This is a genomic window from Rhodococcus sp. 66b (assembly GCF_002076325.1).
Taxonomy (GTDB): domain Bacteria; phylum Actinomycetota; class Actinomycetes; order Mycobacteriales; family Mycobacteriaceae; genus Rhodococcus_F; species Rhodococcus_F erythropolis.
In genome coordinates this window covers 42,597-67,628 of sequence record NZ_MUZB01000022.1, presented here as the reverse complement: position 1 = coordinate 67,628, position 25,032 = coordinate 42,597, and the positions used below count along the sequence as shown (strand labels likewise).

Below are 25,032 nucleotides of genomic sequence, written 5' to 3'. Positions count from 1 at the left end.
AATTGTGCCCGGGTGAGAACTGGGTCAGGGACGTGAGTCGCGGATGCGGGTGAGCGCCTTGCGGACGACTTCGGGGTTGGTCGTCTCCCAGAAGGGCGGCAGCGATGCGCGAAGGTAACCCGCGTATCTCGCCGTGGCCAGACGCGGATCGAGCACGGCCACCACGCCCTTGTCGTCGGTGCTGCGAAGCAGGCGACCCACGCCCTGTGCCAGGAGCAGCGCCGCGTGATTGGCCGAGACGCTGAGAAAGCCGTTACCGCCATGGGATTCGATGGCTTGTTGGCGAGCCATCAACAGTGGATCGTCCGGGCGCGGGAACGGAATCCGGTCCAAGATGACGAGGCTGAGCGATGGGCCAGGGACATCGACGCCCTGCCACAGGGACAACGTGCCGAACAGTGACGTGGGTTCGTCCTTGGCGAAGGCCTTGACGAGGGTGCCGGTGGCGTCGTCGCCCTGGCACAGGATCGGGGTGTCGAGGCGTTCGCGCATCGCCTCCGATGCGGCTTTGGCGGCGCGCATCGATGAGAACAAGCCGAGGGTGCGTCCGCCGGCAGCCTCGACGAGTTCGGCGATCTCGTCGAGATAGACCGGGGAGAGGCCGTCGCGGCCGGGCGTGGGCAGGTGGCGGGCAATGTAGATGATGCCGGCCTTGGCATGGTCGAAGGGCGACCCGACGTCGAGTGAGTTCCAGCGGAAAGCAGAAGCGTCAGAAGGTGCTTCAGTGCCGATGGCGGTACCCGAGTCGGGTCGCACCGACGATTCCGCAGGAAGGCCCCAGTTGACGGCGAGACCGTCGAACGATCCGCCGACGGTCAGTGTCGCGGAGGTGAGAACGACGGTGGATTCGGCGAACAGTCGCGAGCGCAGCAATCCGCCGACGGAGAGCGGAGCCATCCGGACGGAGCGCCGCACCGATCCGCGGAACTCGTCCGAGGACAGCCAGACGACGTCCTTGCGCTTGGCCGGGTCTGGTTCGTCGAAAGCGGTGAGAATACGCACGGCACTGTCGTGGACGTCGTCGACGGACGAGAGCGCAGCGTTGCGGGCTGCAGCGGCTTCGGGGTCTGCGGCTGCCATGCCCGGTTTGGCCGGACCGATTGCGGTGCGCAGCGACCAGGCCGCGTCGCGTATCGCGGCCAGTGCGGGCGCCGCACCGTCCGGGAGGCCTTCCCATCGACCTGGACGCAATTCCTCGAGGAGCCCCGCCCAACCCTCGCCGGCGGCTTCGAGTCGGTCGGCGTCCTGCTCTTCGGCGATCTTGCCGCAACGCCTGGCCGCGGCACTGATCGAAGAAGCTGTGAGATCGGCCGTGGCAACACCGGTGACGCGGTCGACCAATTCGTGGGCTTCGTCGATCACCACGACGTCGTGGTCAGGGAGGATCTGGATGCCGGTGATGGCGTCGATAGCGAGCAGCGCGTGGTTGGTGACGACGACGTCGGCCTTCGACGCCTCGACGCGGGCGCGCTCGGCGAAGCAGTCCTCACCGACCGGGCATTGGTTCTTTCCGATGCACTCGCGGGAGGTGACGCTGACCTGCCGCCACGCCTGATCGGATACCCCCGGTACCAATTCGTCACGATCACCGGTTTCGGTGTCGGAGGACCATTCGGTGAGGCGGACGACCTCCCGGCCCAGACGCGAGACCGTGAACGGATCGAACAACTCGTCCTCGGGCGGCTGTTCCGACGCGCCGGTGTGAATCTTGTTCATGCACAGGTAGTTGTTGCGGCCCTTGAGGATTGCGAACTCGGCGCGCCGGCCGAGTGGCTTCTCCAGTGCATCGGCCAGCCGTGGCAGATCTCGATCGACGAGCTGGCGCTGAAGCGCGATGGTGGCAGTGGACACGACCACAGTGCGCCCAGACTCGACCGCATGGCGCAGGCTCGGAACGAGGTAGGCGAGTGACTTACCGGTACCGGTGCCGGCCTGGACGGCCAGATGCTCGCCCGTGTCGATCGAGTGCGCCACGGCCGACGCCATCGTCAGCTGACTGGTTCGTTCGGCACCGCCGAGCGACCGCACCGCTGTCTGGAGCAGTTCGGGAACGTTCGGGAGTTGATCGGCCACCCACGAAGGTTAATGGATCCCTACGTCAGAAACGTCCACGGATGATTCCCGGGGTAGTTCCCCGGCATTCGAGTCTTCTTCCGACGACGCCTCGTCTCGCCCGATCAGCTGCACTCCCGCCTCCTGCATCTGTACCAATGCCGACTCGATCGTGGCAGTCGACACACCTGCGGTGAAGGGGAGAAGGACCGTCGTGGCGAATCCCGCGCGCGCCGCGTCGATGGCCGTGGCCTTGACACAGTGATCTGTGGCAATGCCGATCACGTCGACGTCGGTGATCTTGTGGGCGCGGAGCCAGTCCTCGAGCGTCGTGCCGTCCTCGGCTGCTCCTTCGAAACCGGAATAGGCCGCGCTGTAGGCGCCCTTGGAGAAGATCGCCGAACCGGCGACGGAAGCGTCGAACGCCGGGTGGAACTCGGCGCCGGCCGTCCCGACGACGCAGTGAATCGGCCAACTGTCGACGAAGTCTGGGGTCTCGGAGAAATGCGCCCCAGGATCGATGTGGAAATCGCGAGTCGCGACTACGGCGTCGTACTCGTGGGAGTTGACGAAATCGTTGACGGCCGCCGCAATCGCAGCACCGCCGTCGACCGCGAGAGCGCCACCTTCACAGAAATCGTTCTGAACGTCGACGACGATCAGTGCTTTAGCACTCACTGGTGCTCACCTCCGGAGAATCGAACGGGCACAGCCGAGTCTCCGCGCGAGAGCTTGAGTCCTTCCCACGGCAGGCTCACGAGCCCGGCCTTCAGAACTGCGCGGCTCTCTTCGAGCGTCGGTGCGCTCTCGACGACCTTGCCTTCGCGAACCAACGAGATCAGCAGTTCGGTTGCGCCGTCCGCCTCGGAAACCGGAGCGGGCGAGCCGGCAGGGTAGATGACTTCTTCGACGATCGTTCCGGTCGGGCGAACCACGCGCAGTGCCTTCTTGGCGCCGCCGCGAGATGCCTTGTTGGTGCTTCTCTTCTCGACCGCGATTCCGTCGACCTCGACCAGCTTGTAAACCATGCCTGCGGTGGGCGCGCCCGATCCGGTGACCAGTGAAGTACCGACACCGTACGAGTCGACGGGTTCGGCGCGCAGAGCCGCGATCGCGTACTCGTCCAGGTCGCCGGAGACGACGATGCGTGTCTTGGTAGCACCGAGATCGTCGAGTTGTTGGCGTACCTGACGAGCAAGAACGCCGAGATCGCCGGAGTCGATGCGAACCCCACCCAGCTCGGGTCCGGCAACGGCGACAGCCGTTTTCACACCCTCGGTGATGTCGTAGGTATCGACGAGCAACGTGGTGGATACGCCGAGTGCCGCGACCTGACCGCGGAATGCCGCTGCCTCGTCCGGACCGTCTTCGGTGGTGTGCAGGAGAGTGAAGGCGTGCGCACTGGTACCTGCGCTGGGTACGTCGTGACGCCGCGCGGCTTCGAGGTTGGAGGTGGCGTCGAAGCCGGCGAGATACGCGGCACGTGAAGCGGCGACGGCGGCCTGTTCGTGTGTACGACGCGAGCCCATCTCGATCATCCGTCGACCGCCCGCTGCGCTCACCATGCGGGCTGCGGCCGAAGCGATCGCGCTGTCGTGGTTGAGGATCGAGAGAATTAAGGTTTCGAGGATGACGCACTCGGCGAACGTTCCGCGGACCGAGAGGATCGGTGATCCGGGGAAGTAGAAATCGCCCTCGCGGTAGCCGTCGATGTCACCGGAGAATCGATAGTTGCGCAGCCACTCGACGGTCGTGTCGTCGAGGAACTTCGCAACGATCGCCAGTTCCGGTTCGCCGAACCGGAACTGCTCGAGTGCGTCGAGAAGGCGTTCGGTACCGGCGACGACGCCGTAGCGACGACCGTCTGGCAGCCGCCGTGCGAATACCTCGAAACTGCAGTTGCGGAAGGCAGATCCGTCGGCGAGAGCCGCCGAGAGCATGGTCAGTTCGTACTGATCGGTGAGCAGTGCGGTGCTGGCACCGGCGTCGCGGATGTCGGAAATTTGCGTAGGCACGCACACAACTCTATGCGCGAGACGACGTGGGTGGGTGTTGTCGCCTCTCGTCGCGCCGTACCCTGGATACATGGTTTTCGGCGGCGCGACCGTGTCCGGCACTTACTCGGCGAACGTAACGATGAGAGGCGCTACGGCTTCTTCTCCTCAAGCCACGCCCGAGCAGTCGGAGGCTGTTGCGACCATCGAAGCCGCAGATCGGCCCTGGGTGACCATCGTCTGGGACGACCCGGTCAATCTCATGCATTACGTGACTTACGTGTTCCAGAAGTTGTTCGGTTACAGCAAAGCCAAGGCCACCGACCTGATGATGCAGGTCCATTCGGAGGGCAAGGCCGTGGTCTCGAGCGGTTCGCGCGACAAGATGGAGGCCGATGTTCGTCGCCTCCACGCTGCCGGTCTCTGGGCCACGATGCAACGCGACGACACCTGAGAAAAGCACTTTTTCGACCGATTTGTTCGCCTAACTCGTAGACGGGAGTCCGACGCGTGCGGACGTGGAGTAGGAAGAGTTCACTCGGCGGAGTGAAGTTCAAGTCCGAGATGGACGGCCACGAGGCGGCGGTTCTGCGCTCGCTCGTGGAGTCGGTGACCGGGCTTCTCGACGAGCGCGCGTCTTCGGCGCCGCAAGACGAGCTCGCCGCGCTGACGGGTCTTCGTACCGGAAATTCGGAGACGCCCGACAATCCGGTGTTGGCGCGTTTGCTTCCCGACTTCCAGCGCACCGATCCGGACAAGGTCGCTCCGGACAGTGACGATCTCGACGACGCCGGCGCCAATGTCAACGGCGCGCTGCGTAGTTTGCACGAACCCGAGATCATCGACGCCAAGCGTGAGTCCGCTCGCATGTTGTTGGCTTCGCTTCCGGAGGCCGGCGGCAAGGTCGTTCTCACGCAGGAACAGGCCGATGCGTGGCTGTCCTCGCTCAACGACGTCCGTCTCGCGCTCGGAACCAATCTCGGCATCGACGCCGACACCCCGGAGAGCCTCGAACCCGACGACCCGCGCGCCCCGCATCTCGACGTCTATCACTGGTTGACGTGGATGCAGGACTCCCTCGTCCAGGCGCTCATGCCATGACCACGACGCGGACCGGGCCCACTGATTCACTGACAGATGTCGCCGGCCTCGCTGTCGGCCATCACCACAAGCTCGACGAGGGAGCCACTCTCGGAAGCGGCGCAGCCACCGGCTGCACGGTCGTGCTCGCGTCGGCCGGTGTGGTTGCCGGAGTCGACGTCCGCGGCGGCGGTCCGGGTACCCGCGAGACCGACCTACTCGACCCGAGCCATTCGGTCCAGCAGGTCAATGCCGTGCTGTTGACCGGCGGTAGTGCCTACGGACTTGCCGCGGCCGATGGAGTGATGCGCTGGCTCGAGGAACACGATCGCGGGATCGCGATGGGTGCTCCTGGTCAGGTGGTACCGATCGTGCCCGGCGCCGTGATCTTCGATCTGCCGGTGGGGGACTGGACCGTTCGTCCGACCGGAGACTTCGGATTCCTCGCTGCCGACACCGCTTCGCGCGAATTCGCCACGGGCACGGTCGGCGCCGGCGTAGGTGCCAGAGCCGGAGCGCTCAAGGGTGGGGTGGGAACGGCCAGCGTCGTGATCGCCGACGGCCCGGCCGAGGGTACGACGGTCTCCGCGTTGATCGTGGCGAACCCGGTGGGTTCGGTCTTCGATCCCAGAACAGGCTTGCCGTGGGGCGTCGGCTCGGACGGGGCGGAGTCGTTCGGGCTCAGGCTTCCCGACGCGTCCGAACTCGCGGCGGCCAACGCCGTTGCAGCCAAGGGAACAGTCCTCAACACCACGATCGGTGTGGTCGCCACTGACGCCGCCTTGGCAAAAGCCGGGTGCCGACGCGTCGCCGTCGCAGGGCATGACGGTCTGGCTCGTGCGATTCGGCCCGCGCATTCGCCGCTCGACGGCGACACGATCTTTGCGCTCGCCACCGGCGATCACACTCCGAATTCGGAGATCGCGGTTCCGGCCGCTTTTCCGAACGATCTGCCGATACTCGATGCGGTGTGTGCCGCCTCGGCGCAGGTTGTCGAACGTGCGATCGTCACAGCGATTCTCGACGCCACGTCGGTAGCCGGAATCCCGAGCTACCGCGAACTCTTTCCGTCGGCATTTCTCTAGGCAGCGCTCCGGGAATCGGCGGTAATCTCGAATTGAGCCTGGTCGCGAGTGACCGAATCAGAAAACCGGATCGACGGTGGAGGACGCACACGATGACGATGGATTTCAACAATCCGGACTTCGGCACCCGGACGCCGGCACCGAAATCCGGTCCGCCCTCGGTGTGGAAGCAGTCGGCCGTGTTGGTGGGCGGCTTCGCGATCCTGCTCTACGTGATTGAGATCGTGGATGCCATCTCCGGTCAGAACGTCCAGAACGCCGGCGTCACCCCGCGCACGCTCGACGGCCTGTGGGGAATCCTGTTCGCCCCGGTCCTGCACGACGACTGGGCTCACCTGATTGCCAACACCATTCCGGTCCTGATCCTCGGGTTCCTCGTGCTGGTGTCGGGAATTGCGCGCGGACTCGCGGCGACCGGCATCATCTGGGTGATCGGCGGTGTCGGGACCTGGTTGTTCGCCGGCTCGAATTCGAATCACGTCGGTGCGTCCGTGCTGATCTTCGGCTGGGTCACCTACCTGCTGGTGCGCGGGTTCTTCACGCGGAGTTTCACACAGATCCTGATCGGCGTTGCCGTCTTCGTCGTGTACGGCGGAGTGCTGTGGGGCGTTCTCCCGAGCGATCCACGGGTTTCCTGGCAAGGACATCTGTTCGGAGCGATCGGCGGCGTGGTGGCCGCCTGGGCGCTGACGTCGGGGGAGAGGGCCAAGCGCGCAGGGTCGGCGCCGGCCGTCCGACCACCGAGTTTCTGAACGGACGTGGGTCACACCCTCGCTGCGGTGTGACTTCGACGCGCCAAAACCACCAAGAGCTTTTTTCCAGACGGGTAGACGTGGCAGCATGACCGGTATGCGCATGACCGTCCTGGGGTGTTCCGGCAGCGTCACGGGTCCGGATTCACCGGCTTCGGGATACCTGCTCACGGCACCGGGAACTCCGCCGCTCGTGATCGACTTCGGCCCGGGAGTTCTTGGGGCGTTGCAGCGATACGCCGATCCGGGCGAGGTGACGATCCTGCTTTCGCACCTTCATGCGGACCACTGTCTCGACATGCCCGGCCTGCTCGTCTGGCGTCGCTATCACCCCAACCCGCCGGTCGGGCGGGCTCTGGTTTACGGCCCCACCGACACGGCCTGCCGCATCGGAGTGTCCTCCGCCGAGTGTGCCGGCGAGATGGATGACATCTCCGACACCATCGACGTCCGGCTCTGGGCCGAGAACGAGCCGGTGACGTTCGGAGAACTGAGCGTCGTCGCCCGTCGGATGAATCATCCACCCGAGGCTTACGGTTTCCGGATCACCGGCGCCGACGGCCGCGTGCTCGTCTACACCGGTGACACGGGTATGTGCGACAACGTCGTCGAACTCGCCCGTGGAGCGGACGTGTTGCTCTCCGAAGCTTCGTGGACCGACAGTCCGGATCGCCCCGAGGGAGTTCACCTCTCCGGTAAGGAAGCCGGCCGTGTGGCTGCCCTCGCCGGCGTCAAGGAACTTCTCCTCACGCACATCCCGCCGTGGACCTCCCGCGAAGACGTGATCGCCGAAGCGAAATCCGAATTCTCCGGACCGGTCCATGCCGTCTCCGCCGGAAGCGTCTACGACATCTGATTCCCCTCACATTCGATGCAGTGCCGACCGGGCGACCGCTAGGCTCACGAAGGTGACTACACGAGAAGACGGTAGGGCGGACGACGAACTCCGCACGGTCAAGATCACCCGCGGGTTCACCAGTCATCCGGCCGGATCCGTTCTGGTCGAGTTCGGGAACACTCGCGTCATGTGCACGGCCAGCGTCGAAGAGGGAGTACCCCGCTGGCGCAAGGGCTCCGGCTTGGGTTGGCTGACAGCCGAATACGCGATGCTTCCCGCCGCCACGCACACACGCAGCGGCCGCGAATCGGTCAAGGGCAAGGTCGGCGGCCGTACGCAGGAGATCAGTCGACTCATCGGCCGATCACTTCGGGCCTGCATCGATCTCGCTGCGATCGGCGAGAACACCATCGCCCTGGACTGTGATGTCCTCCAGGCCGACGGCGGCACCCGCACCGCGGCAGTGACGGGGGCGTACGTGGCCCTGGTCGACGCCGTGACGTACCTGCGCGCAGCCGACCTGCTCTCCGACCCTCAGCCCATCTCGTGTGGCATAGCGGCCGTCAGCGTCGGCGTCGTGGACGGACGAGTGCGCCTCGATCTTCCGTACGAAGAGGATTCGCGCGCCGAGGTCGACATGAATGTCGTGGCCACCGATACCGGCACGCTGGTGGAAATCCAGGGAACCGGTGAGGGCGCCACGTTCCCACGCTCGACGCTGGACAAGCTGCTCGACTCCGCTCTGGCTGGTTGTGAGCAACTTTTCGAGATCCAGCGTCAAGCGTTGGCCGAGCCGTATCCCGGGGTGCTACCCGAACCGAAGAATCCGGAACCCAAAAAGAAGTTCGGTGCCTGAGCTGTGAGCGTACGAGTACTGGTTGCCAGCCGAAATGTCAAGAAACTGAAGGAACTTCACCGGGTGCTCGACGCCGCTGGAGTGAACGGAATCGAACTGGTCGGGCTCGACGAGGTGCCGCCGTTCCCCGAGGCCCCCGAGACCGGGGCGACGTTCGAGGAGAATGCACTCGCCAAGGCACGTGACGGCGCGGCGGCAACCGGAATGCCTTGCATCGCAGATGATTCCGGTGTCGAGATCGATGCACTCAACGGTATGCCCGGCGTGCTGTCCGCGCGATGGTCGGGCACTCACGGAAACGACGGCGCCAACACGGCGCTTGTCCTGGCTCAGCTGGGAGACGTGCCAGACGAGCGGCGCGGCGCGGCATTCGTCTCCGCCTGTGCACTGGTGATCCCCGGCGGCGACGAGACTGTCGTGCGCGGCGAATGGCGCGGGGTGATCGGCCGAGAACCAGCCGGCGACGGGGGCTTCGGATACGACCCCATCTTCCGTCCGGACGGCGACACCCGCTCTGCCGCAGAACTCACCCCGGCCGAGAAGGATGCGGCGTCACATCGAGGGCGCGCGCTCGTGCAGCTTGTTCCGGCGCTGGCGGCACTGGCCGGCTGAACCGAATTTCGAAAAGTAGAGCCCTGAACGCGTCTGCGTTCAGGGCTCTACTTTTCGAAACTCTCAGAGCTGATAAGCCTGCTTCACCTGGGCAGTCCGCTTGTGCTCGAACACGAACGACAGGAACGGGATCGTGCCGGCGAGCGCGGTGGCAACCGTCGTACCGGGCTTCCATCGGGCCTTGATCGCCAAGTCGATCGTGAACACGAGATAGAGCATGTAGAACAGGCCGTGGATCTGGCCGATGTAGAACAACCACGACGGTGCGTCCGCCGAATTGTCGAGAATCAGGTACTTGTAGACCATCTCACCGGTCAGGAACAGCAGCCAGAGGCCGGTGATCCAGGCGAGAACGCGGTATCGGACGAGCGCCGACGCAACCTTCTTCTGCTTTTCTGCGTTGACTGCGGGGGTAGCGATGCTCGCTTCCGAACCGGTACTCACGTCGTGCTCCTATCGGACTCGCGAGCGGCGAGCTGCGCAAGGTAGTCGTTGTATTCCAGCATTTGGCGGGCTTCAGGGTCGTCGACGTCGAGGTTCACATCGTCGAACTCGGCCTGCGGGCGTTGCGGCAAGAGGTCGGCGGGAATCTCACGCGGCTCCGCGGCGGCTTCCTCGGCTTCGGCCTCTTCGGGATCCACGTCTTCGAGCTGAACGAACTTGCGATACGCGTACACGACAAACGCCGCGAAGAGCGGCCACTGGAACGCGTACCCGAGATTCTGTCCCGAGCCTCCGACGGCTTCGAAGCGCTCCCACTGCCACCAGCCGAGCGCGAGGCAGCCGGCAGCTGACACGATGACCAGCAGAATCAGCGCAGGTCGGCGTTTAGTAGCGTTCTTGGACACACTAAGACGGTACCTGAGAGCTATAGTGCCTCGCCCTGCGATCTCCGACACGGTGTCGTAGAAGCCGTGCCACGGCGTGTCGTAGATGCCGTGCCACGGCGTGTCGTGTAGTCCGTGCCGCAGCGCCTGTGCGCTATGCCCATCCTCACCCGCAACGCCAGGCACTGAACACATTTTCCCAGCTGTGCTGCATCGATAACCTCGGGGCGTATCCGAAAGCAGGGGAGTGTTTCATGCACATCAGAGTGATTCGCCCGGTCATCGACACCACGCTGACTCCGGCGGTGACAGCCGAGGTGGAGCACTGGGCGGCGCCCGGCACGACGGTCGATGTCGTGTCACTGCTCTCTGGCACGGCGAGCATCGAGTCCGAGCACGACGAGGCACTGGCCGGCCCCGGGATCGTGCAGCGGGTCGAAGAGGCGGCAGTCGACGGCGTCGACGGTGTATTCATCACGTGTTTCGCCGATCCCGGAGTGCATGCCGCCCGAGAGATCATCGACGCTCCGGTGGTCGGCGGCTTCGAGCCGTCATTTCTGACAGCGATGAGTCTGGGCGATCGCGTCGGTGTCGTGACCATCCTGCCGAACGTCGTGCCCATGCTGCGATCGCTCACTCGGCGGTATGGGCTCGATAGTCGGCTGGGCAGTATTCGAGTCGTGGACATGCCGGTGCTGGGCCTCACCGATCGGGAGGAACTGATTGATCGACTGGCCGCTCAGGCGTCTGCGGCAGTGGAGAACGGCGAGGCCGATTCCGTCGTTCTCGGTTGCACCGGGATGCTCGGTGTGGCCAGTGCGGTCCGAGACAGGCTGCATGGCAAAGGGATTCACGTTCCGGTTGTGGATCCGACGGCGTCGGCGATCACGTGGTTGGAGAGCTCGGTCCGTCTGGGGCTGACGCCGAGTCGGACGACATACATGACCCCGCCGGTCAAGGCTCGAAAGCGCTGAGCCTGATCTAGAACCGAAAAAGCCCCGCCGGATCTGATCCGGCGGGGCTTTTCGTTGTGCGCGAGGGGGGACTTGAACCCCCACGTCCTGAGACACTGGAACCTAAATCCAGCGCGTCTGCCAATTCCGCCACTCGCGCGCGGAATTCAAAGGATACGCGAGTGGAATCGCTCGCGGGCACACCACCCTGGTCGGGATGCGCCCGCCCGCTCTCAGGCCGTTTCGGCGAGTGGATCCGCTGCGGGCGGCGTGGTGGATTTCTTCGACCGGCGCGGTTGCTCGGCCGTGCGTTGATACCGCCACGCAGCGTGGGTGAGTGTCCGAACATCGACATCGAGATGTTCGGCAACCGCAACTAGCAACTCGGCTGCGTCGGTGCTCGACAACAATTCCTCGCTACTGCTTGCTTCGGTGGCGAACCGTGCAAGTAGATCTATCGAAGTTGCCGTCAACTTCCCAGACAGGAATACCAGCGTCTCGAAGGTCCTGGGGCCCAGGCCTGGAACGGAGACGACTGCCGAACGGAGGCCTTCGGTGTCCTCGACGTCGGCACCGCACCGGCAACCGGCGTCGGCGAGCGCTTTGGCCGCACGAGCCGCACCCTCGGCTTTGGTGAAGTAGTTGCCCGGCACGCGCTGGCGATTGCCGAGAATCGTTGCGAGCTCGTCGCCACGGTCGGTGAAGGCGGCGAGAGCGGACAAGCTGTCGAGGTGTTCGCCTGCGGCTACCGAGCGGTGTGTGCGCCAACGGTCGAGGACGGCGCGGACTCCGGTCTTCGGTGTTCCGTAGGCGGCGCGCGACGAGAAGATCGCATCGAGAAGGGCGGCTTCGGACTCGCGCGGCCATCCCTGATTCCAATGCGGCCACGCCTCGCGCGGAAGCTCGGCGCCGATGAATTCGGCCGCTCTGACTACGTCTGTGTCTTTCATGATTTCTCCCCCCGAGAAGTCGTCCGGTGTGGACGCGCTGAACGTAGCGAGGGGGTCCGACAGATGGTGGCCCGGAACGCACGGGATCGACCGTCCGTCAAGGAGGTCACGAATTGGTAACAATAAATATGAGGGGTTCCTCAGGTTTCTGAAAATCCCGGTAACAGTCCCAGGCAGGGCGTTCGCGACCTACTCGCGAGTCACTTTCTCGAAGTCTCGTGAGGAAGATCACGGCCTCGAAAGTCCAGATTTCCAGGGTGCCGACAAACGTGAGGAAATCCTCATGATTCTGTGTAAACCTTGTCTTGCACGAACGCCCTGACTCCGTCGATTCTCTCGACGAATTCGCGAGCACTTCAGCCGGGCAGCACACCGCAAATCCCACCTCGCCGCAGAGGTGACCAGGAGAGGACGTACGCGTGACGATCGATGACACGACACCTACAGGAAACGGACGCGACTCGAAGGGTGGACGCCGTTTCGGCGTCGATGGGGGACAGTCCCGCACGACCAGCAAAGGTGCCCTCGTCGATTCGCTGAACAACGGCGTTTCCTACGCAATCGCTTTCGGTGGACAGGGCGCTCCCTGGCTCACTTCGCTCGAGGAGCTCAGCCGTGACAACGGCCTGGAGCCCGTTCTGACCGATCTGGTCAATGACGCAGCAGCACGCCTCGCGCCCGTCGCACAGGATCTCCTCGTGGTTCGCCCGGTCGGATTCGATCCGATCGCGTGGATGCTCGAAGCCGAGATCGTCGACGAAGAAGAAGGTGAGAAGTCGGCCGGGCCTTCCGCTGCCGCGCTCACCGCAGCTCCGGTGTCACTCCCCGGCGTCTTCCTCACGCAGCTTGCGGCGTTGCGTGCACTCTCCGCTCAGGGTCTGGATGTAGCCGGCAACCCGCCTGCTGCCGTCATCGGCCACTCGCAGGGCCTGCTGGCCACCGCTGCCGTAGCCGCGCAGGGCAACGACGACGGTGAACTCCTCGCCGTCGCACAGCTCGTCGGTGCTGCTGCCAGCCTGGTCGGCCGTCGCCGCGGCGTCATCGCCGGCGCCTCCGCGAAGCCGATGGTTGCGGTCTCGGGCGTCGATCCCGAGCGTCTCGCCGCCATCGTCGCCGAGCTTGCCGAGGGTGTTGCCCCCGAACGCGCGGCTGTCCTCGCCATTCGCAACGGCCGTCGCCGCGTCGTTCTCGCCGGACCGCCCGCTCAGCTGGCACGCGTGCAAGAGCGTTGCGAGCAGATCGAAGCCGAAGAAGCTCGCGAGCGAGAGGGCAAGAAGCGTGGCGGTTCCGTCTTCGCTCCGTCCTTCGATCCGCTCGACACCGAAATCGGCTTCCATCACCCAGCATTGGCCGAGGCGGTCGAACTTGTCGGCAGCTGGGCAACCCGTTGCGGTCTCGATGCCGACCGTGCGCGTGAACTTGCACAGGGTGTCCTCGTCGATCCGGTCGACTGGGTCGAGGCTGTCGACGGCGCAATCTCCGCCGGCGCCAAGTGGATTCTCGATCTCGGACCCAGCGATCAGCTGACCCGTATGACGTCCTCTTCGCTGCGTGGGCAGGGCATCGGCATCATCGCCGCCGCCACCCGCGGCGGACACCGCAATCTGCTCACCCCCGGTGCTGCGCCTGAGGTCTCCCGTTCGTGGAGCGAATTCGCGCCGAAGCCTGTTTCGCTTCCCGGTGGCCGCATCGGCGTCGAGACCGCGTTCACGAAGCTGACCGGTCGTTCACCCATCCTGCTCGCAGGCATGACGCCGACGACGGTCGACGCCAAGATCGTTGCCGCGGCAGCCAATGCCGGTCACTGGGCTGAGCTCGCCGGTGGCGGACAGGTCACCGAGGAAATCTTCGAAGACCGTGTCGCAGAGCTGAAGATGCTGCTCGAGCCGGGCCGTGCGGTCCAGTTCAACTCCCTGTTCCTCGACCCGTACCTGTGGAAGCTGCAGCTCGGTGGCAAGCGCCTGGTGCAGCGTGCCCGTACTGCCGGCGCTCCCATCGACGGCGTCATCGTCACCGCCGGTATCCCGGAACTCGAAGAGGCCGTTGCCCTCATCGACGAGCTGTCCGAGATCGGCATCACCAACATCGCGTTCAAGCCCGGCACCGTGGCGCAGATCCGCTCCGTGATCCGCATCGCCAACGAGGTTCCGAACTTCCCGGTCATCGTGCACATCGAAGGCGGCCGCGCCGGCGGACACCACTCGTGGGAAGACCTCGACGACCTGCTCCTCGACACGTACGCCGAGCTGCGTACACGTCCGAACCTGGTCATCTGCGTCGGCGGCGGCATCGGAACCCCCGAGCGAGCAGCCGATTACCTCACCGGTCGCTGGTCTGCCGCAGCCGGTTTCCCGGCTATGCCCGTCGACGGCATCCTGGTCGGCACTGCAGCCATGGCGACTCTCGAGGCCACCACCTCTCCTGAGGTCAAGCAGCTCCTCGTCGACACGCCCGGTACACCGGATTGGGTCGGTGCCGGTACCGCTGAAGGCGGAATGGCCTCTGGCCGTAGCCAGCTCGGTGCCGACATTCACGAGATCGACAACGCGGCTTCGCGCACCGGACGCCTCCTCGACGAGGTTGCCGGCGATTCCGAGGCAGTGGCAGAGCGCCGCGACGAGATCATCGCCGCCCTCGACGTCACCGCCAAGCCGTACTTCGGCGACGTCGAGACCATGACGTACGCACAGTGGCTGCGCCGCTACCTCGAGCTGACCGTCGGTATCGACGCGGCGAAGGAATTCGATTGCGGCGCAGATCTTCAGGACGCCATCGTCGAGGCGACCTCGAGCCCGTGGCTCGACATCACCTGGCGTGCTCGCTTCGGCGAGATGCTCCAGCGCACCGAGGCGCGTCTGCACCCGGTCGACCGTGGCCCGATCCCCACACTGTTCGGCGACGCCGAGACTCTCGAGCGCCCCGAGGCTGCGATCTGCGCACTGCAGGCGTCGTACCCGGACTACTCGACGACGGTTCTGCATCCCGCAGACGTCTCGTTCTTCACTTCGCTGTGCAAGACGCCGGGCAAGCCGGTCAACTTCGTTCCCGTCGTCGACGGTGACGTTCGCCGTTGGTGGCGCAGCGACTCCCTGTGGCAGGCACACGATCCCCGCTACACCGCCGATCAGGTTTGTGTCATCCCCGGCACCGTCGCCGTCGCGGGCATCACCCGTGTCGACGAGCCGGTCGGTGACCTGCTCGATCGCTTCGAGAAGGCGACCTACGACGAATTGGTTGCTGCCGGAGCCGCTCCGGTTGCACTCGCGAGCCGTCGCCACCAGGATTCCGCACCCGGACTTCTCGACGCCGTCCTCTCCGCTCCCGACCTCCAGTGGGCCGGCCGCCTGACCCAGAACCCCGTCCGTCGCCTCGGCGACCTCGACGAGTGGAACGCAGAGTCTGCCGACAAGGCAGTTCACGGCACCACGGGGTCCAGCTTGACCGTCGTCGATTCCTCGCACGTGCTGCTCTCGGTTCCGTTGGTGGCAGACAAGTCGGTCGACATCACGATCACCATCCCCGAGTCCGTCGTAGACGGCGGCGCTCCGGTTGTCACCGAAGCCGATGCCGAAGGTGCGATGTCCGCGCTCCTGGCAGTTGCTGCCGGACAGGAACTTCCGACAGTCAAGAACGGCAAGGCTCGCCTCAACGTCGCGTGGGTTCCCGATCGCATCGCCGATCACGCCGGTGTCACCGGTTCGGGTCTGCCCGCCACGCTCAGTGTCAGCGGCAAGGCTGTTCCGGACGTCGTCGTCGGAGCATGCTGGCCTGCAGTGTTCGCAGTCCTCGGCGCAGCCAAGCTCGACAGTCTTTCAGTCATCGAAGGCATGCTCGACCTGGTCCACCTCGACCACACCGTCGACTTCGTCGGTGAGCTGCCCTCCGAGACAAGCATTCTCGTGGTCAATGCCGAGGTCGCCTCGGTTCTCGACACCGACCTCGGTCGCGTCGTCGAGGTCAAGGTCGAGGTCGGTGCCATGCTCGGCGAGGGCCTCGACGCCCCCGCAGTCGTCACCATGACCGAGCGTTTCGCGATCCGCGGACGCACCGGCGCTGGCGAACTCGCCGACCCGGCTCGCGCCGGTGGATCGATCAGCGATGCGGCTGTCGACACCTCGCGTCGTCGTCGCCGTGACGCGAAGATCCTCGCGCCGGTCAGCATGGGTGCGTTCGCTCAGGTTTCCGGTGACCACAACCCGATTCACACCTCCGACAACGCCGCTCTGCTGGCCGGCCTCGGAACCCCGATCGTGCACGGCATGTGGCTCTCCGCCGCAGCGCAACAGGTAGTCACCGCAGTCGACCCGGCCGAGACCCGCGTCCCGCCGCGCCGCCTGACCGCCTGGACCGCCCGCTTCCTCGGGATGGTTCGCCCCGGCGCCGAGATCGACGTCCGCGTCGACCGTGTCGGCATCGACCAGGGCGCAGAAATCGTCGAGGTCGGCTGCCGCATCGACGGCGAACTGGTGATGGTCGCCACCGGCCGCACTGCCGCACCGAAGACCGTCTACGCCTTCCCCGGCCAGGGCATCCAGCGCCCGGGCATGGGCCTCGACGCTCGTGCACGCTCCAAGGCCGCCCGCGACGTCTGGGAGCGTGCGGACAAGCACACCCGCAAGGCGCTCGGATTCTCGATTCTCGCTGTCGTGCGCGACAACCCGGTGACCGTCAAGGCGCGCGGTGTCGAGCACAAGCATCCTGACGGTGTCCTGCACCTGACTCAGTTCACCCAGGTGGCCATGGCCGTTCTCGGTGTTGCCCAGGTTGCCGAGCTGCGCGAGTCAGGAACATTCATCGAGGATTCCCTTCTGGCCGGTCACTCGGTCGGTGAGTACAACGCACTCGCTGCTGTCGCCGAGGTTTTCCCGCTCGAAGCACTTCTCGAGGTCGTCTTCCAGCGTGGCTCCGCCATGCACCAGCTCGTTCCCCGTGACGAAGCCGGTCGCTCCGACTACCGCATGGCTGCTATTCGCCCGTCGCAGATCGGTGTTTCCGACGACGACGTGCAGGGCTTCGTCGCCGGTGTCGCCGAGACCTCCGGTGAGTTCCTCGAAATCGTCAACCTGAACCTGCGCGGCAGCCAGTACGCCATCGCCGGTTCGGTAGCCGGTCTCGACGCACTCGAGGTCGAAATCGATCGTCGCCGAGCAGAATTCGGTGGCAAGCGGGCATACATCCAGGTTCCCGGCATCGACGTGCCGTTCCACTCCACCGTCCTTCGTGGCGGCGTGGCGGACTTCCGCGTGTGCCTGCAGGACTTGCTCCCGCACGACATCGATCCGGACATCCTGATCGGCCGCTACATCCCGAACCTGGTTCCGAAGCCGTTCTCGCTGCGTCGTGACTTCGTTCAGGAAATCGCCGACCTGGTGCCGTCCGAGCCGCTGCAGGAAGTCCTTGCAGACTTCGACAGCTACGCAACGCGCACTCACGAGTTGTCCCGCATCATCCTGATCGAGCTGCTGGCTTGGCAGTTCGCCAGCCCGGTCCGTTGGATCGAGACGCAGGACCTGCTCTTCGGTGACGAGTCCGAAGGTGGACTCGGGGTCGAACGCTTCGTCGAGATCGGTCTCGGTGCTGCCCCGACCGTTGCAAACCTCGCGTCGCAGACCCTCAAGCTGCCGGGCCGCTTCGGCTACCCGGTCGAGGTTCTCAACGTCGAGCGCGAAGCTGCGATCGTCTACGGCACCGACGTCGACCCCGCCGTCGATGACGACGACGAGATCGAAGCGCCTGCTGCGCAGGCTGCACCGGTTGCCGCGGCCGCTGCTCCGGTTGCAGCTGCTGCGCCGGCTGCACCCTCGGGTGGACCGCGTCCGGACGACCTCACCTTCAAGGCGCCCGACGCCACGAAGGTCCTGATCAGCCTGTGGACCAAGCTCCGTCCCGATCAGGTCGGCCCCGCCGACACGATCGAGGCACTGTGCGACGGCGTCTCCTCGCGTCGTAACCAGCTTCTGGTCGACCTCGGCTCCGAGCTGTCCCTCGGCGCCATCGACGGTGCCGCGGATGCCGACATGGGCTCCTTGGGAGCAACCGTCGACAAGCTCGCCCGTACGTACAAGCCGTTCGGACCGGTGCTCTCCGATTCGATCAACGATCACCTGCGCAAGGTCTTCGGCCCCTCGGGCAAGCGTCCCGGCTACATCGCCGACCGCGTCAAGAAGGTCTGGGAACTGGGCGACGGCTGGGCGCACCACGTCACCGCAGCAGTGGCTCTCGGCACCCGTGACGGCGCCAGCATCCGCGGCGGCGACCTCGGTGGCCTGAGCTCCGGCGCACTGGCCGACGCCGCAGCGGTCGACGCAGTCATCGACAGCGCAGTTGCCTCGGTCGGCTCTGCACGCGGAGTCAGCGTCTCGTTGCCGGCTACCGGCGGCGGAAGCGGCGGAACCGTCGACGCAGCCGCCCTGGGTGAGTTCACCGAGAACATCACCGGACGCAACGGCGTTCTGGCCTCGGCTGCACGCCTGGTACTCGAGCAGCTCGGACTGAACGAAGAAACGGCAGTCGCGACGGTCGAGGACACCGAACTGGTCGACCTGGTCTCGGCTGAACTCGGCTCCGACTGGCCGCGTCTGGTTGCTCCGGCATTCGACGCACAGAAAGCCGTGCTGCTCGACGACCGTTGGGCAAGTGCGCGTGAGGATCTCGCTCGTATTTGGCTCGGTGACACCGCGTTGTCGGTCGAGAACTTCATCGGTGCCGGTTCCACCGTCGCCGCACAGGCGAAGTGGTGGGCCACCCGTGCAACCGACGAAGGCCGCACCGCGGTCGCCGAGGTCTACACCCGCATCGCTGATGCGGCCGTGACGACAGAAACCGACGCACCCGAGTGGGCAGGCGAGGTCGCAGTAGTGACCGGCGCCAGCAAGGGTTCCATCGCGGCAGCGGTCACGGGCAAGCTCCTTGCCGGTGGCGCAACGGTATTCGTGACCACCTCACGACTCGACGGTCAGCGTCTCGGCTTCTACCGCGACCTGTACCGCGAGAACGCTCGCGCCGGTGCCGCCCTCTGGGTGGTTCCCGCGAACATGGCGTCGTACACCGACGTCGACGCACTGATCGACTGGATCGGCAACGAGGCCACCGAGAACGCAGGCGGCGCAAAGAAGCTCATCAAGCCGGCCATGACGCCGACGATGCTCTTCCCGTTCGCAGCTCCGCGTGTCGGCGGCGAACTCTCCGACGCCGGCGCTCGCGCCGAAATGGAAATGCGCGTGCTGCTCTGGTCGGTGGAGCGCCTCATCGGCGGTCTGTCGAAGATCGGTTACGACAGCGATGTCGACACGCACCTGCACGTAGTGCTGCCCGGTTCGCCGAACCGCGGAACGTTCGGCGGCGACGGTGCTTACGGTGAGGCCAAGGCTTCGCTGATCGCCGTGGTCAACCGCTGGAAGGCCGAGCGGAACTGGGCCGAGCGGGTCACGTTGGCACACGCGGTCATCGGTTGGGTTCGCGGAACCGGACTCATGGGTCACAACGATCCGATCGTCGACGCGGTCGAAGCTGCGGGCGTCCGCACCTGGTCCACCCAGGAGATGGCGACCCAACTGCTGAAGACGGCAACCCGCGAGTCGCGGCGCGCTGCAGCAGAGGCTCCGCTCGAGGTCGACCTGACCGGCGGACTGTCCGAGGCCAACCTGGATCTGGGTGCTTTGGCCAAGGAAGCTGCCGAGGTTGCCGAGATCGCCGAGGCTGTCGACGAAGCAGTGGACGAGTCCAGCATCCTGGCGCTGCCCACGCCGGCTCGCATCGACGACTCGGTCAAGGCTCCGAGCTGGCCCGAACTGGACGTCACCCCCGCGGACCTCGTGGTCATCGTGGGTGCCGGAGAGCTCGGACCCTACGGTTCCTCGCGTACCCGCTTCGAGATGGAGGTCGACGAGCAGCTCTCTGCCGCAGGCGTTCTCGAATTGGCGTGGAACACCGGACTCATCGTCTGGGAGAACGACCCCAAGCCGGGCTGGTACGACGTCGAATCCGGTGACCTGGTACCCGAGGCGGAAATCGCCGACAAGTACCACGACGCAGTCGTCGAGCGTTGCGGCATCCGTCGCTACGTCGACGAGGGCGCGATGATCGACAACACCGCTCCGCTGCTCACCTCCGTGTTCCTGGACAAGGATCTGAGCTTCGTGGTCGGCAGTGAGGCAGAGGCTCAGGCCTTCGTCGAATCCGATCCGGAGAACACGACGGCGACGGTTTCCGCCGAGTCCGGAGACTGGACGGTCACCCGCCGGGCAGGCACCGAGATCCGCGTCCCGCGCAAGATGAAGCTGACTCGCAGTGTCGGCGGCCAGATCCCGACCAACTTCGACGTCACCAAGTGGGGCATCCCCGCCGACATGGCAGATTCGGTCGACCGCGTCGGACTCTGGAACATCGTCGCAACGGTGGACGCCTTCCTCACCGGCGGCTTCACTCCGAGCGAACTGCTCCGCTGGGTACACCCGAGCCTGGTCGCCAACACGCAGGGCACCGGCATGGGCGGCATGACCTCCATGCGGAGCCTGTACATCGACACGCTGCTCGGCGAGAACCGTCCGAACGACATCCTGCAGGAAGCGCTGCCGAACGTCATTGCAGCGCACGTCGTTCAGTCGTACGTCGGCGGTTACGGCGCGATGGTTCACCCCGTCGCCGCCTGCGCCACGGCCGCGGTATCCGTCGAAGAAGGCGTCGACAAGATCCGACTCGGCAAGGCCCAGTTGGTTGTTGCCGGCGGGTTCGACGATCTGAGCACGGAAGGCATCATCGGCTTCGGTGACATGTCGGCCACTGCCAAGACAGAGGACATGCACGCCAAGGGCATCGAGGATCGCCGCTTCTCGCGGGCCAACGATCGTCGCCGCGGCGGATTCGTCGAGTCGGCCGGTGGCGGAACGATTCTCCTCGCTCGCGGAGACCTGGCACTCGAGATGGGCCTGCCCGTCCTCGGTGTGGTCGCCTGGGCCGGATCGTTCGCCGACGGTGTCCACACCTCGATCCCGGCACCGGGACTCGGAGCACTGGGCGCCGGACGTGGGGGAGCGGATTCGCAGCTCGCACTCTCGCTCAACGCTCTCGGCGTGAGCGCCGACGACATCGCCGTGATCTCCAAGCACGACACCTCCACTGCCGCCAACGATCCGAACGAGGCAGAGCTGCACGAGCGCCTCGCCGGGGCATTGGGACGCAGTGAAGGTGCGCCGATGTTCGTGGTATCGCAGAAGAGCCTGACCGGTCACGCCAAGGGTGGTGCCGCAGCCTTCCAGCTGATCGGGCTCTGCCAGGTACTGAGCCAGGGCATCGTCCCGCCGAACCGCAGCCTCGACTGCGTCGACGACAAGATGGCCGAGTTCGAGCACCTCGTGTGGGCACGTCAGCCGCTCAAGTTCGGTGATCAGCTTCCGCTGCGTGCCGGCCTGCTGACCAGCCTCGGCTTCGGTCACGTCTCCGGCCTGATCGCAGTCGTGCACCCGCAGGCATTCGTCGAGTCGGTTCCGGCCGACAAGCGCGCCGACTATGTTGCTGCGGCGCAGCAGCGGACGATCGACGGTCAGCGCCGCCTCGCCAAGGCGATGTGCGGTGGCGACAGCCTTTACGAGCGCCCGGCGGATCGTCGCCTCGGTGCCGACGGAACGCCGGCAAAGGCGTCGCGTCAGCTCGAAGCGGACATGCTGCTGAGCGAGGACGCACGACTCGGCGCAGATCTGGTGTACCGCTCGAATCTGCCCGGCTGCAAGTAATAATCACGGTATGGGAGTTCTGGGTATCGGCTTCGACCTCGTGACGGTGTCGGAGTTCGCCGAGCAATTGAACAGGCCGGGAACGGCAATGCTCGACAACTTCACACCGGGCGAGCGTCGAGACGCCGCTACCCGGAGCTCCGAACCGGCACGACATTTCGCCGCCCGGTGGGCAGCGAAGGAAGCAGTGATCAAGGCATGGTCAACTGCTCTCTTCGCCAGCCCGCCGGTGCTGGGGGAGATGATCCACAATCAGATCGAGGTCATCTCGGACGCCTGGGGTCGCCCGGGCATCCGGCTTCGCGGTGACGTGGCCAAACACCTCACCGGAGTGAAAATTCATATCTCGCTCACCCACGACGGGGACATGGCGGGCGCTTTCGCGGTCATCGAATCCGACCCGGAGTAGCACTGCCGGACACGAAAGAGCCGGTCTCCCAAGGGGAGACCGGCTCTTTGTCGTTCGACTAGTCCTTCGTGCGGGATTCCTTCTCGGCGACGAGGAGATACGCGATCATCAACCTTTTCAGTTCGGCGACGGCGTCGGCATGCGACTGACCGTCCTGAACCGAGAAATTGAGCATCGAATACACCACGTGGACAAGAACTTCCGCCATCATCAGGCGACGATCTCGCCGCGTACGCGGCGTCAACGGACCGAGCATTTTCGCTACGGTCTCGGCGAACTGCTTTTCGTGAATGACTCCGGTGGCCCGCGTGGACGGCGTCGACTGCATCGCCAGCCAGACCTCGCGGCGCGACGGATCCGACGTCCACAGTCCGGCCATGTGATCGACGAAACTGTTCAGGAACCGCAACCAGTCGAGTGACGGTACTTCGCCGCCGAACTGCGCAAGCTCGTGCTGGACCCCGACGAGGTCCTGGCGGTTCAATTCGCACACGATGACGTACTTGTTCGCGAAGAATTGGTAGAGCGTCCCGATCGGGACGTCAGCACGTGCCGCGACCTCTTCGCAGGTGAACGATTCGAAACCGACATCGGTGAGGAGTTCCCGTGACGCTGCCAGGAGTGCGTCGAATTTACGCTGGCTGCGCTCTTGCGTCGGACGCTTGCGCGGCAGCAGTTCCTGCGGTTCTTCGAGGCTCTGAGGATTCTCCAGTGCTGGGTCGACTCGTCGCCGCGCGCGGTTACGAGTCGTGGGCTGCACGTCTTCCAGGCTATCGGTGTTTTCTGTCGAATTTGGGACTTGTGCATTATCCGGTGTCATCGGCCACCTACTTCGGCGGTCGTGATCGGTCGAAACGCACCGCGCAGGTGCGCGCACACGAGTCCCGATGCTGTTGCCACACCTCGATACTAGGTGACCACCTGTCCAGTAGCTGAAGAGGTTGCTGCGCGGTGTGGCGCAACGGCGATCCTGCCCACTCCCTACGCCCGATTCGGGCACACTGAGATTCTTCGGGCACACCGAGGTTCGATGCCGACGAGAGGGAGACGATGACGGAAGAACTGCGAACCGCGGTACGTGAACTCATGCCGCGTGCCCGTGAAGATCTCAGTGCACTTGTGGCGATGAAGTCCGTCGCAGATGCACGGCAGTACCCGTCGGAAGAGTGCGCGGCCGCGGCACATTGGGTCCTGGAGGCATTCCGGGATCAAGGTTTCGCCGATATCGAGGCGATCGAGACCTCCGACGGCTCGGCCGCCGTCGTCGGTCGTCGACCAGGTCCAGGCGGTGCTCCGACGGTTCTGCTGTACTGCCACTACGACGTTCAGCCGCCCGGAAACGAAGAGCTCTGGGGCTCGCCGCCTTTCACGCTCACCGAGCGGGGTGGACGGTGGTACGGACGCGGCGCTTCCGACTGCAAGGGCAACGTCGTCATGCATCTGACGGCTCTGCGAGCGCTCGCCGCTGCCGGTGTGGATCCGAGCGCCCATCTGACGATCGTCGCCGAAGGATCAGAGGAGATGGGCACTGGCGGTCTCGAGGATCTGGTGCGAGAGCGGCCCGAACTTTTTGCGGCCGACATGATCCTGATCGCCGATACCGGCAACACCGAGGTCGGGGAGCCGACGATCACGACATCACTGCGCGGGATCGCCAACGTGGTGGTCCACGTGTCGACGCTCGAGGGTGAGATTCACTCCGGTGTCTTCGGTGGACCGGCACCCGATGCGATCACCGCGCTGGTGCACATTCTCTCGACGCTGCACGACGGCGCCGGAAACACCACTGTCGAAGGCTTGACCAACGACCAGGAGTGGGAGGGAGTCAGTTACGACGGCGATCAGTTCCGCTCCGACGCCGGGGTACTCGAAGGGGTACAGCTGACTGGTTCCGGTTCGGTCGCGGAGCAGGTGTGGGCTCGTCCGGCGCTGACCATCCTGGGTATCGACTGCCCGCCGGTCGTGGGTTCTGCGGCGGCAATCACGCCCCGTGCATCCGCACGCCTGAATCTTCGTGTCCCGCCTGGCGCGGATCCGGCGCGGGCACAGAAGTTGTTGACGGACCACCTCCGTGCAGCGGCGCCGTGGGGCGTCCACATCGAGGTCGTACCGGAATCGACGGGATCACCGTTCTCGTCGTCGACCGAAGGAGCGGGTTTCGCGCAGCTGAAGTCTGCGCTGACCGATGCCTACGGCCGCGAAGTGGGGTTTGCCGGCCAAGGGGGATCGATTCCGCTGTGCAGTGCGTTGGCCGAGCAGTTCCCCGACGCGGAGATCGCGTTGATCGGCGTCGAGGAACCGCAGTGCCGCATTCATGCACCTGACGAAAGCGTCGACCCGTCGGAGATCGAGAATCTCGCTTTCGCGGAGGCGCTGTTCTTGAGCAGGTACGGGAGTTAGACGGATAGATCGCGTCGTAGCTTGGCGACGTGGCCGGTGGCCCGGACGTTGTACTGGGCCACCTCGATCTTGCCTTCCTCGTCAACGAGGAACGTCGAGCGGATGACGCCCTGGACCGTCTTGCCGTACATCTTCTTCTCTCCGAATGCGCCCCAGGCTTCGAGCGTCGCCTTCTCGGGGTCGGAGAGCAGCGGGAAGGTCAGCTCTTCGGTATCGCGGAACTTCGCGAGTTTGGCTGGCTTGTCCGGCGAGATTCCGACGACCTCCAGCCCGGCGCCGTTCAATTCGGCGAGGCTGTCGCGGAAGTCGCAGGCCTGCTTGGTGCACCCCGGGGTGCTGGCCGCGGGGTAGAAGTACACGATGACCTTGCGGCCGCGGTAATCGTGAAGCGAAACCTCGTTGCCGTCGGCGTCGGGGAGCGTGAAATCCGGCGCGACGTCGCCGGCGGACAATCTACTGTTCTCGGTCACGGGAATCGAGGTTAGTCGAGAAA

General features: G+C 65.2%; 19 protein-coding genes and 1 tRNA gene. 11 read left to right on the top strand and 9 right to left on the bottom strand.

Annotated elements, in window-relative coordinates; all coding sequences use genetic code 11:
* Window positions 1–24 precede the first annotated feature (24 nt).
* Genes B0E55_RS29085 through B0E55_RS29075 form a run of 3 tightly spaced genes read right to left on the bottom strand, consistent with a single transcriptional unit; the run spans window position 25 to window position 4,067 of the window.
* On the bottom strand, window positions 25–2,073 hold the full coding sequence (locus tag B0E55_RS29085; protein WP_080910978.1) for an ATP-dependent DNA helicase: 2,049 nt from the start codon (window positions 2,071–2,073) through the stop codon (window positions 25–27).
* Window positions 2,074–2,082: 9 nt separating this feature from the next.
* Window positions 2,083–2,730 (bottom strand): nicotinamidase, encoded by a 648-nt coding sequence (locus B0E55_RS29080; RefSeq protein ID WP_080910977.1) that lies wholly within the window; start codon window positions 2,728–2,730, stop codon window positions 2,083–2,085.
* Window positions 2,727–4,067 carry a nicotinate phosphoribosyltransferase gene (locus tag B0E55_RS29075; protein ID WP_192804686.1) on the bottom strand — a complete coding sequence of 447 codons (1,341 nt, stop codon included), beginning with the start codon at window positions 4,065–4,067 and terminating at the stop codon, window positions 2,727–2,729. The genes B0E55_RS29080 and B0E55_RS29075 overlap by 4 nt, the downstream gene beginning before the upstream one ends.
* Window positions 4,068–4,188: 121 nt before the next feature.
* On the opposite strand from B0E55_RS29075, the gene clpS reads away from it, so the two are divergent.
* The 7 genes from clpS to rdgB all read left to right on the top strand — a co-directional run bounded on the left by clpS (window position 4,189) and on the right by rdgB (window position 9,269).
* Window positions 4,189–4,500: an ATP-dependent Clp protease adapter ClpS gene (gene clpS, locus B0E55_RS29070; RefSeq protein WP_029255695.1), complete on the top strand. Its 312-nt coding sequence runs from the start codon at window positions 4,189–4,191 to the stop codon at window positions 4,498–4,500.
* Between the two features lie 56 nt (window positions 4,501–4,556).
* Window positions 4,557–5,147 (top strand): oxidative stress transcriptional regulator AosR, encoded by a 591-nt coding sequence (gene aosR, locus B0E55_RS29065; RefSeq protein ID WP_003945318.1) that lies wholly within the window; start codon window positions 4,557–4,559, stop codon window positions 5,145–5,147.
* Complete coding sequence (locus B0E55_RS29060; protein ID WP_080910975.1) at window positions 5,144–6,211, top strand: P1 family peptidase; 1,068 nt, start codon at window positions 5,144–5,146, stop codon at window positions 6,209–6,211. The genes aosR and B0E55_RS29060 overlap by 4 nt, the downstream gene beginning before the upstream one ends.
* Before the next feature lie 92 nt (window positions 6,212–6,303).
* Complete coding sequence (locus B0E55_RS29055; RefSeq protein ID WP_080910974.1) at window positions 6,304–6,963, top strand: rhomboid family intramembrane serine protease; 660 nt, start codon at window positions 6,304–6,306, stop codon at window positions 6,961–6,963.
* 97 nt (window positions 6,964–7,060) lie between these two features.
* The gene (locus B0E55_RS29050; RefSeq protein ID WP_007733274.1) at window positions 7,061–7,819 is read left to right on the top strand and encodes a cyclic nucleotide-degrading phosphodiesterase; all 759 of its coding nucleotides are present in this window, start codon (window positions 7,061–7,063) and stop codon (window positions 7,817–7,819) included.
* Between the two features lie 52 nt (window positions 7,820–7,871).
* On the top strand, window positions 7,872–8,657 hold the full coding sequence (gene rph / locus B0E55_RS29045) for a ribonuclease PH (protein WP_003945332.1): 786 nt from the start codon (window positions 7,872–7,874) through the stop codon (window positions 8,655–8,657).
* 3 nt (window positions 8,658–8,660) lie between these two features.
* Window positions 8,661–9,269: an RdgB/HAM1 family non-canonical purine NTP pyrophosphatase gene (gene rdgB, locus B0E55_RS29040; protein WP_080910973.1), complete on the top strand. Its 609-nt coding sequence runs from the start codon at window positions 8,661–8,663 to the stop codon at window positions 9,267–9,269.
* A gap of 63 nt (window positions 9,270–9,332) precedes the next feature.
* Here the strand turns inward: rdgB and B0E55_RS29035 are convergent, their stop codons facing one another.
* Both B0E55_RS29035 and B0E55_RS29030 read right to left on the bottom strand, forming a co-directional pair.
* Complete coding sequence (locus tag B0E55_RS29035) at window positions 9,333–9,713, bottom strand: DUF3817 domain-containing protein (RefSeq protein WP_003945334.1); 381 nt, start codon at window positions 9,711–9,713, stop codon at window positions 9,333–9,335.
* Window positions 9,710–10,117: a hypothetical protein gene (locus tag B0E55_RS29030; protein WP_021333455.1), complete on the bottom strand. Its 408-nt coding sequence runs from the start codon at window positions 10,115–10,117 to the stop codon at window positions 9,710–9,712. The genes B0E55_RS29035 and B0E55_RS29030 overlap by 4 nt, the downstream gene beginning before the upstream one ends.
* 233 nt (window positions 10,118–10,350) lie before the next feature.
* Here B0E55_RS29030 and B0E55_RS29025 point away from each other — a divergent pair, with 233 nt between their 5' ends.
* A complete protein-coding gene (locus B0E55_RS29025) occupies window positions 10,351–11,070 on the top strand; it encodes an aspartate/glutamate racemase family protein (RefSeq protein ID WP_080910972.1) in 720 nt (239 codons plus the stop codon).
* A gap of 57 nt (window positions 11,071–11,127) precedes the next feature.
* On the opposite strand, the gene B0E55_RS29020 is transcribed toward B0E55_RS29025, so the two are convergent.
* Window positions 11,128–11,209: transfer RNA gene (locus B0E55_RS29020), tRNA-Leu, on the bottom strand.
* A 73-nt stretch (window positions 11,210–11,282) separates the two neighbouring features.
* Complete coding sequence (locus tag B0E55_RS29015) at window positions 11,283–11,999, bottom strand: hypothetical protein (RefSeq protein WP_046378796.1); 717 nt, start codon at window positions 11,997–11,999, stop codon at window positions 11,283–11,285.
* A 419-nt stretch (window positions 12,000–12,418) separates the two neighbouring features.
* On the opposite strand from B0E55_RS29015, the gene B0E55_RS29010 reads away from it, so the two are divergent.
* Both B0E55_RS29010 and acpS read left to right on the top strand, forming a co-directional pair.
* Complete coding sequence (locus B0E55_RS29010; protein WP_080910971.1) at window positions 12,419–21,730, top strand: type I polyketide synthase; 9,312 nt, start codon at window positions 12,419–12,421, stop codon at window positions 21,728–21,730.
* A 10-nt stretch (window positions 21,731–21,740) separates the two neighbouring features.
* Window positions 21,741–22,139, top strand: coding sequence for a holo-ACP synthase AcpS (acpS, locus tag B0E55_RS29005; protein ID WP_020970027.1), 399 nt, complete (start codon window positions 21,741–21,743; stop codon window positions 22,137–22,139).
* A 58-nt stretch (window positions 22,140–22,197) separates the two neighbouring features.
* Here acpS and B0E55_RS29000 read toward each other — a convergent pair whose 3' ends face one another.
* Window positions 22,198–22,899: a TetR family transcriptional regulator gene (locus B0E55_RS29000; protein ID WP_019749142.1), complete on the bottom strand. Its 702-nt coding sequence runs from the start codon at window positions 22,897–22,899 to the stop codon at window positions 22,198–22,200.
* A 290-nt stretch (window positions 22,900–23,189) separates the two neighbouring features.
* On the opposite strand from B0E55_RS29000, the gene B0E55_RS28995 reads away from it, so the two are divergent.
* Window positions 23,190–24,539, top strand: a complete 1,350-nt coding sequence (locus tag B0E55_RS28995) for a dipeptidase (protein WP_080910970.1) — start codon at window positions 23,190–23,192, stop codon at window positions 24,537–24,539.
* Here B0E55_RS28995 and bcp read toward each other — a convergent pair.
* Window positions 24,536–25,009 carry a thioredoxin-dependent thiol peroxidase gene (gene bcp / locus B0E55_RS28990; RefSeq protein ID WP_019749140.1) on the bottom strand — a complete coding sequence of 158 codons (474 nt, stop codon included), beginning with the start codon at window positions 25,007–25,009 and terminating at the stop codon, window positions 24,536–24,538. The genes B0E55_RS28995 and bcp overlap by 4 nt on opposite strands.
* Window positions 25,010–25,032: the final 23 nt, after the last annotated feature.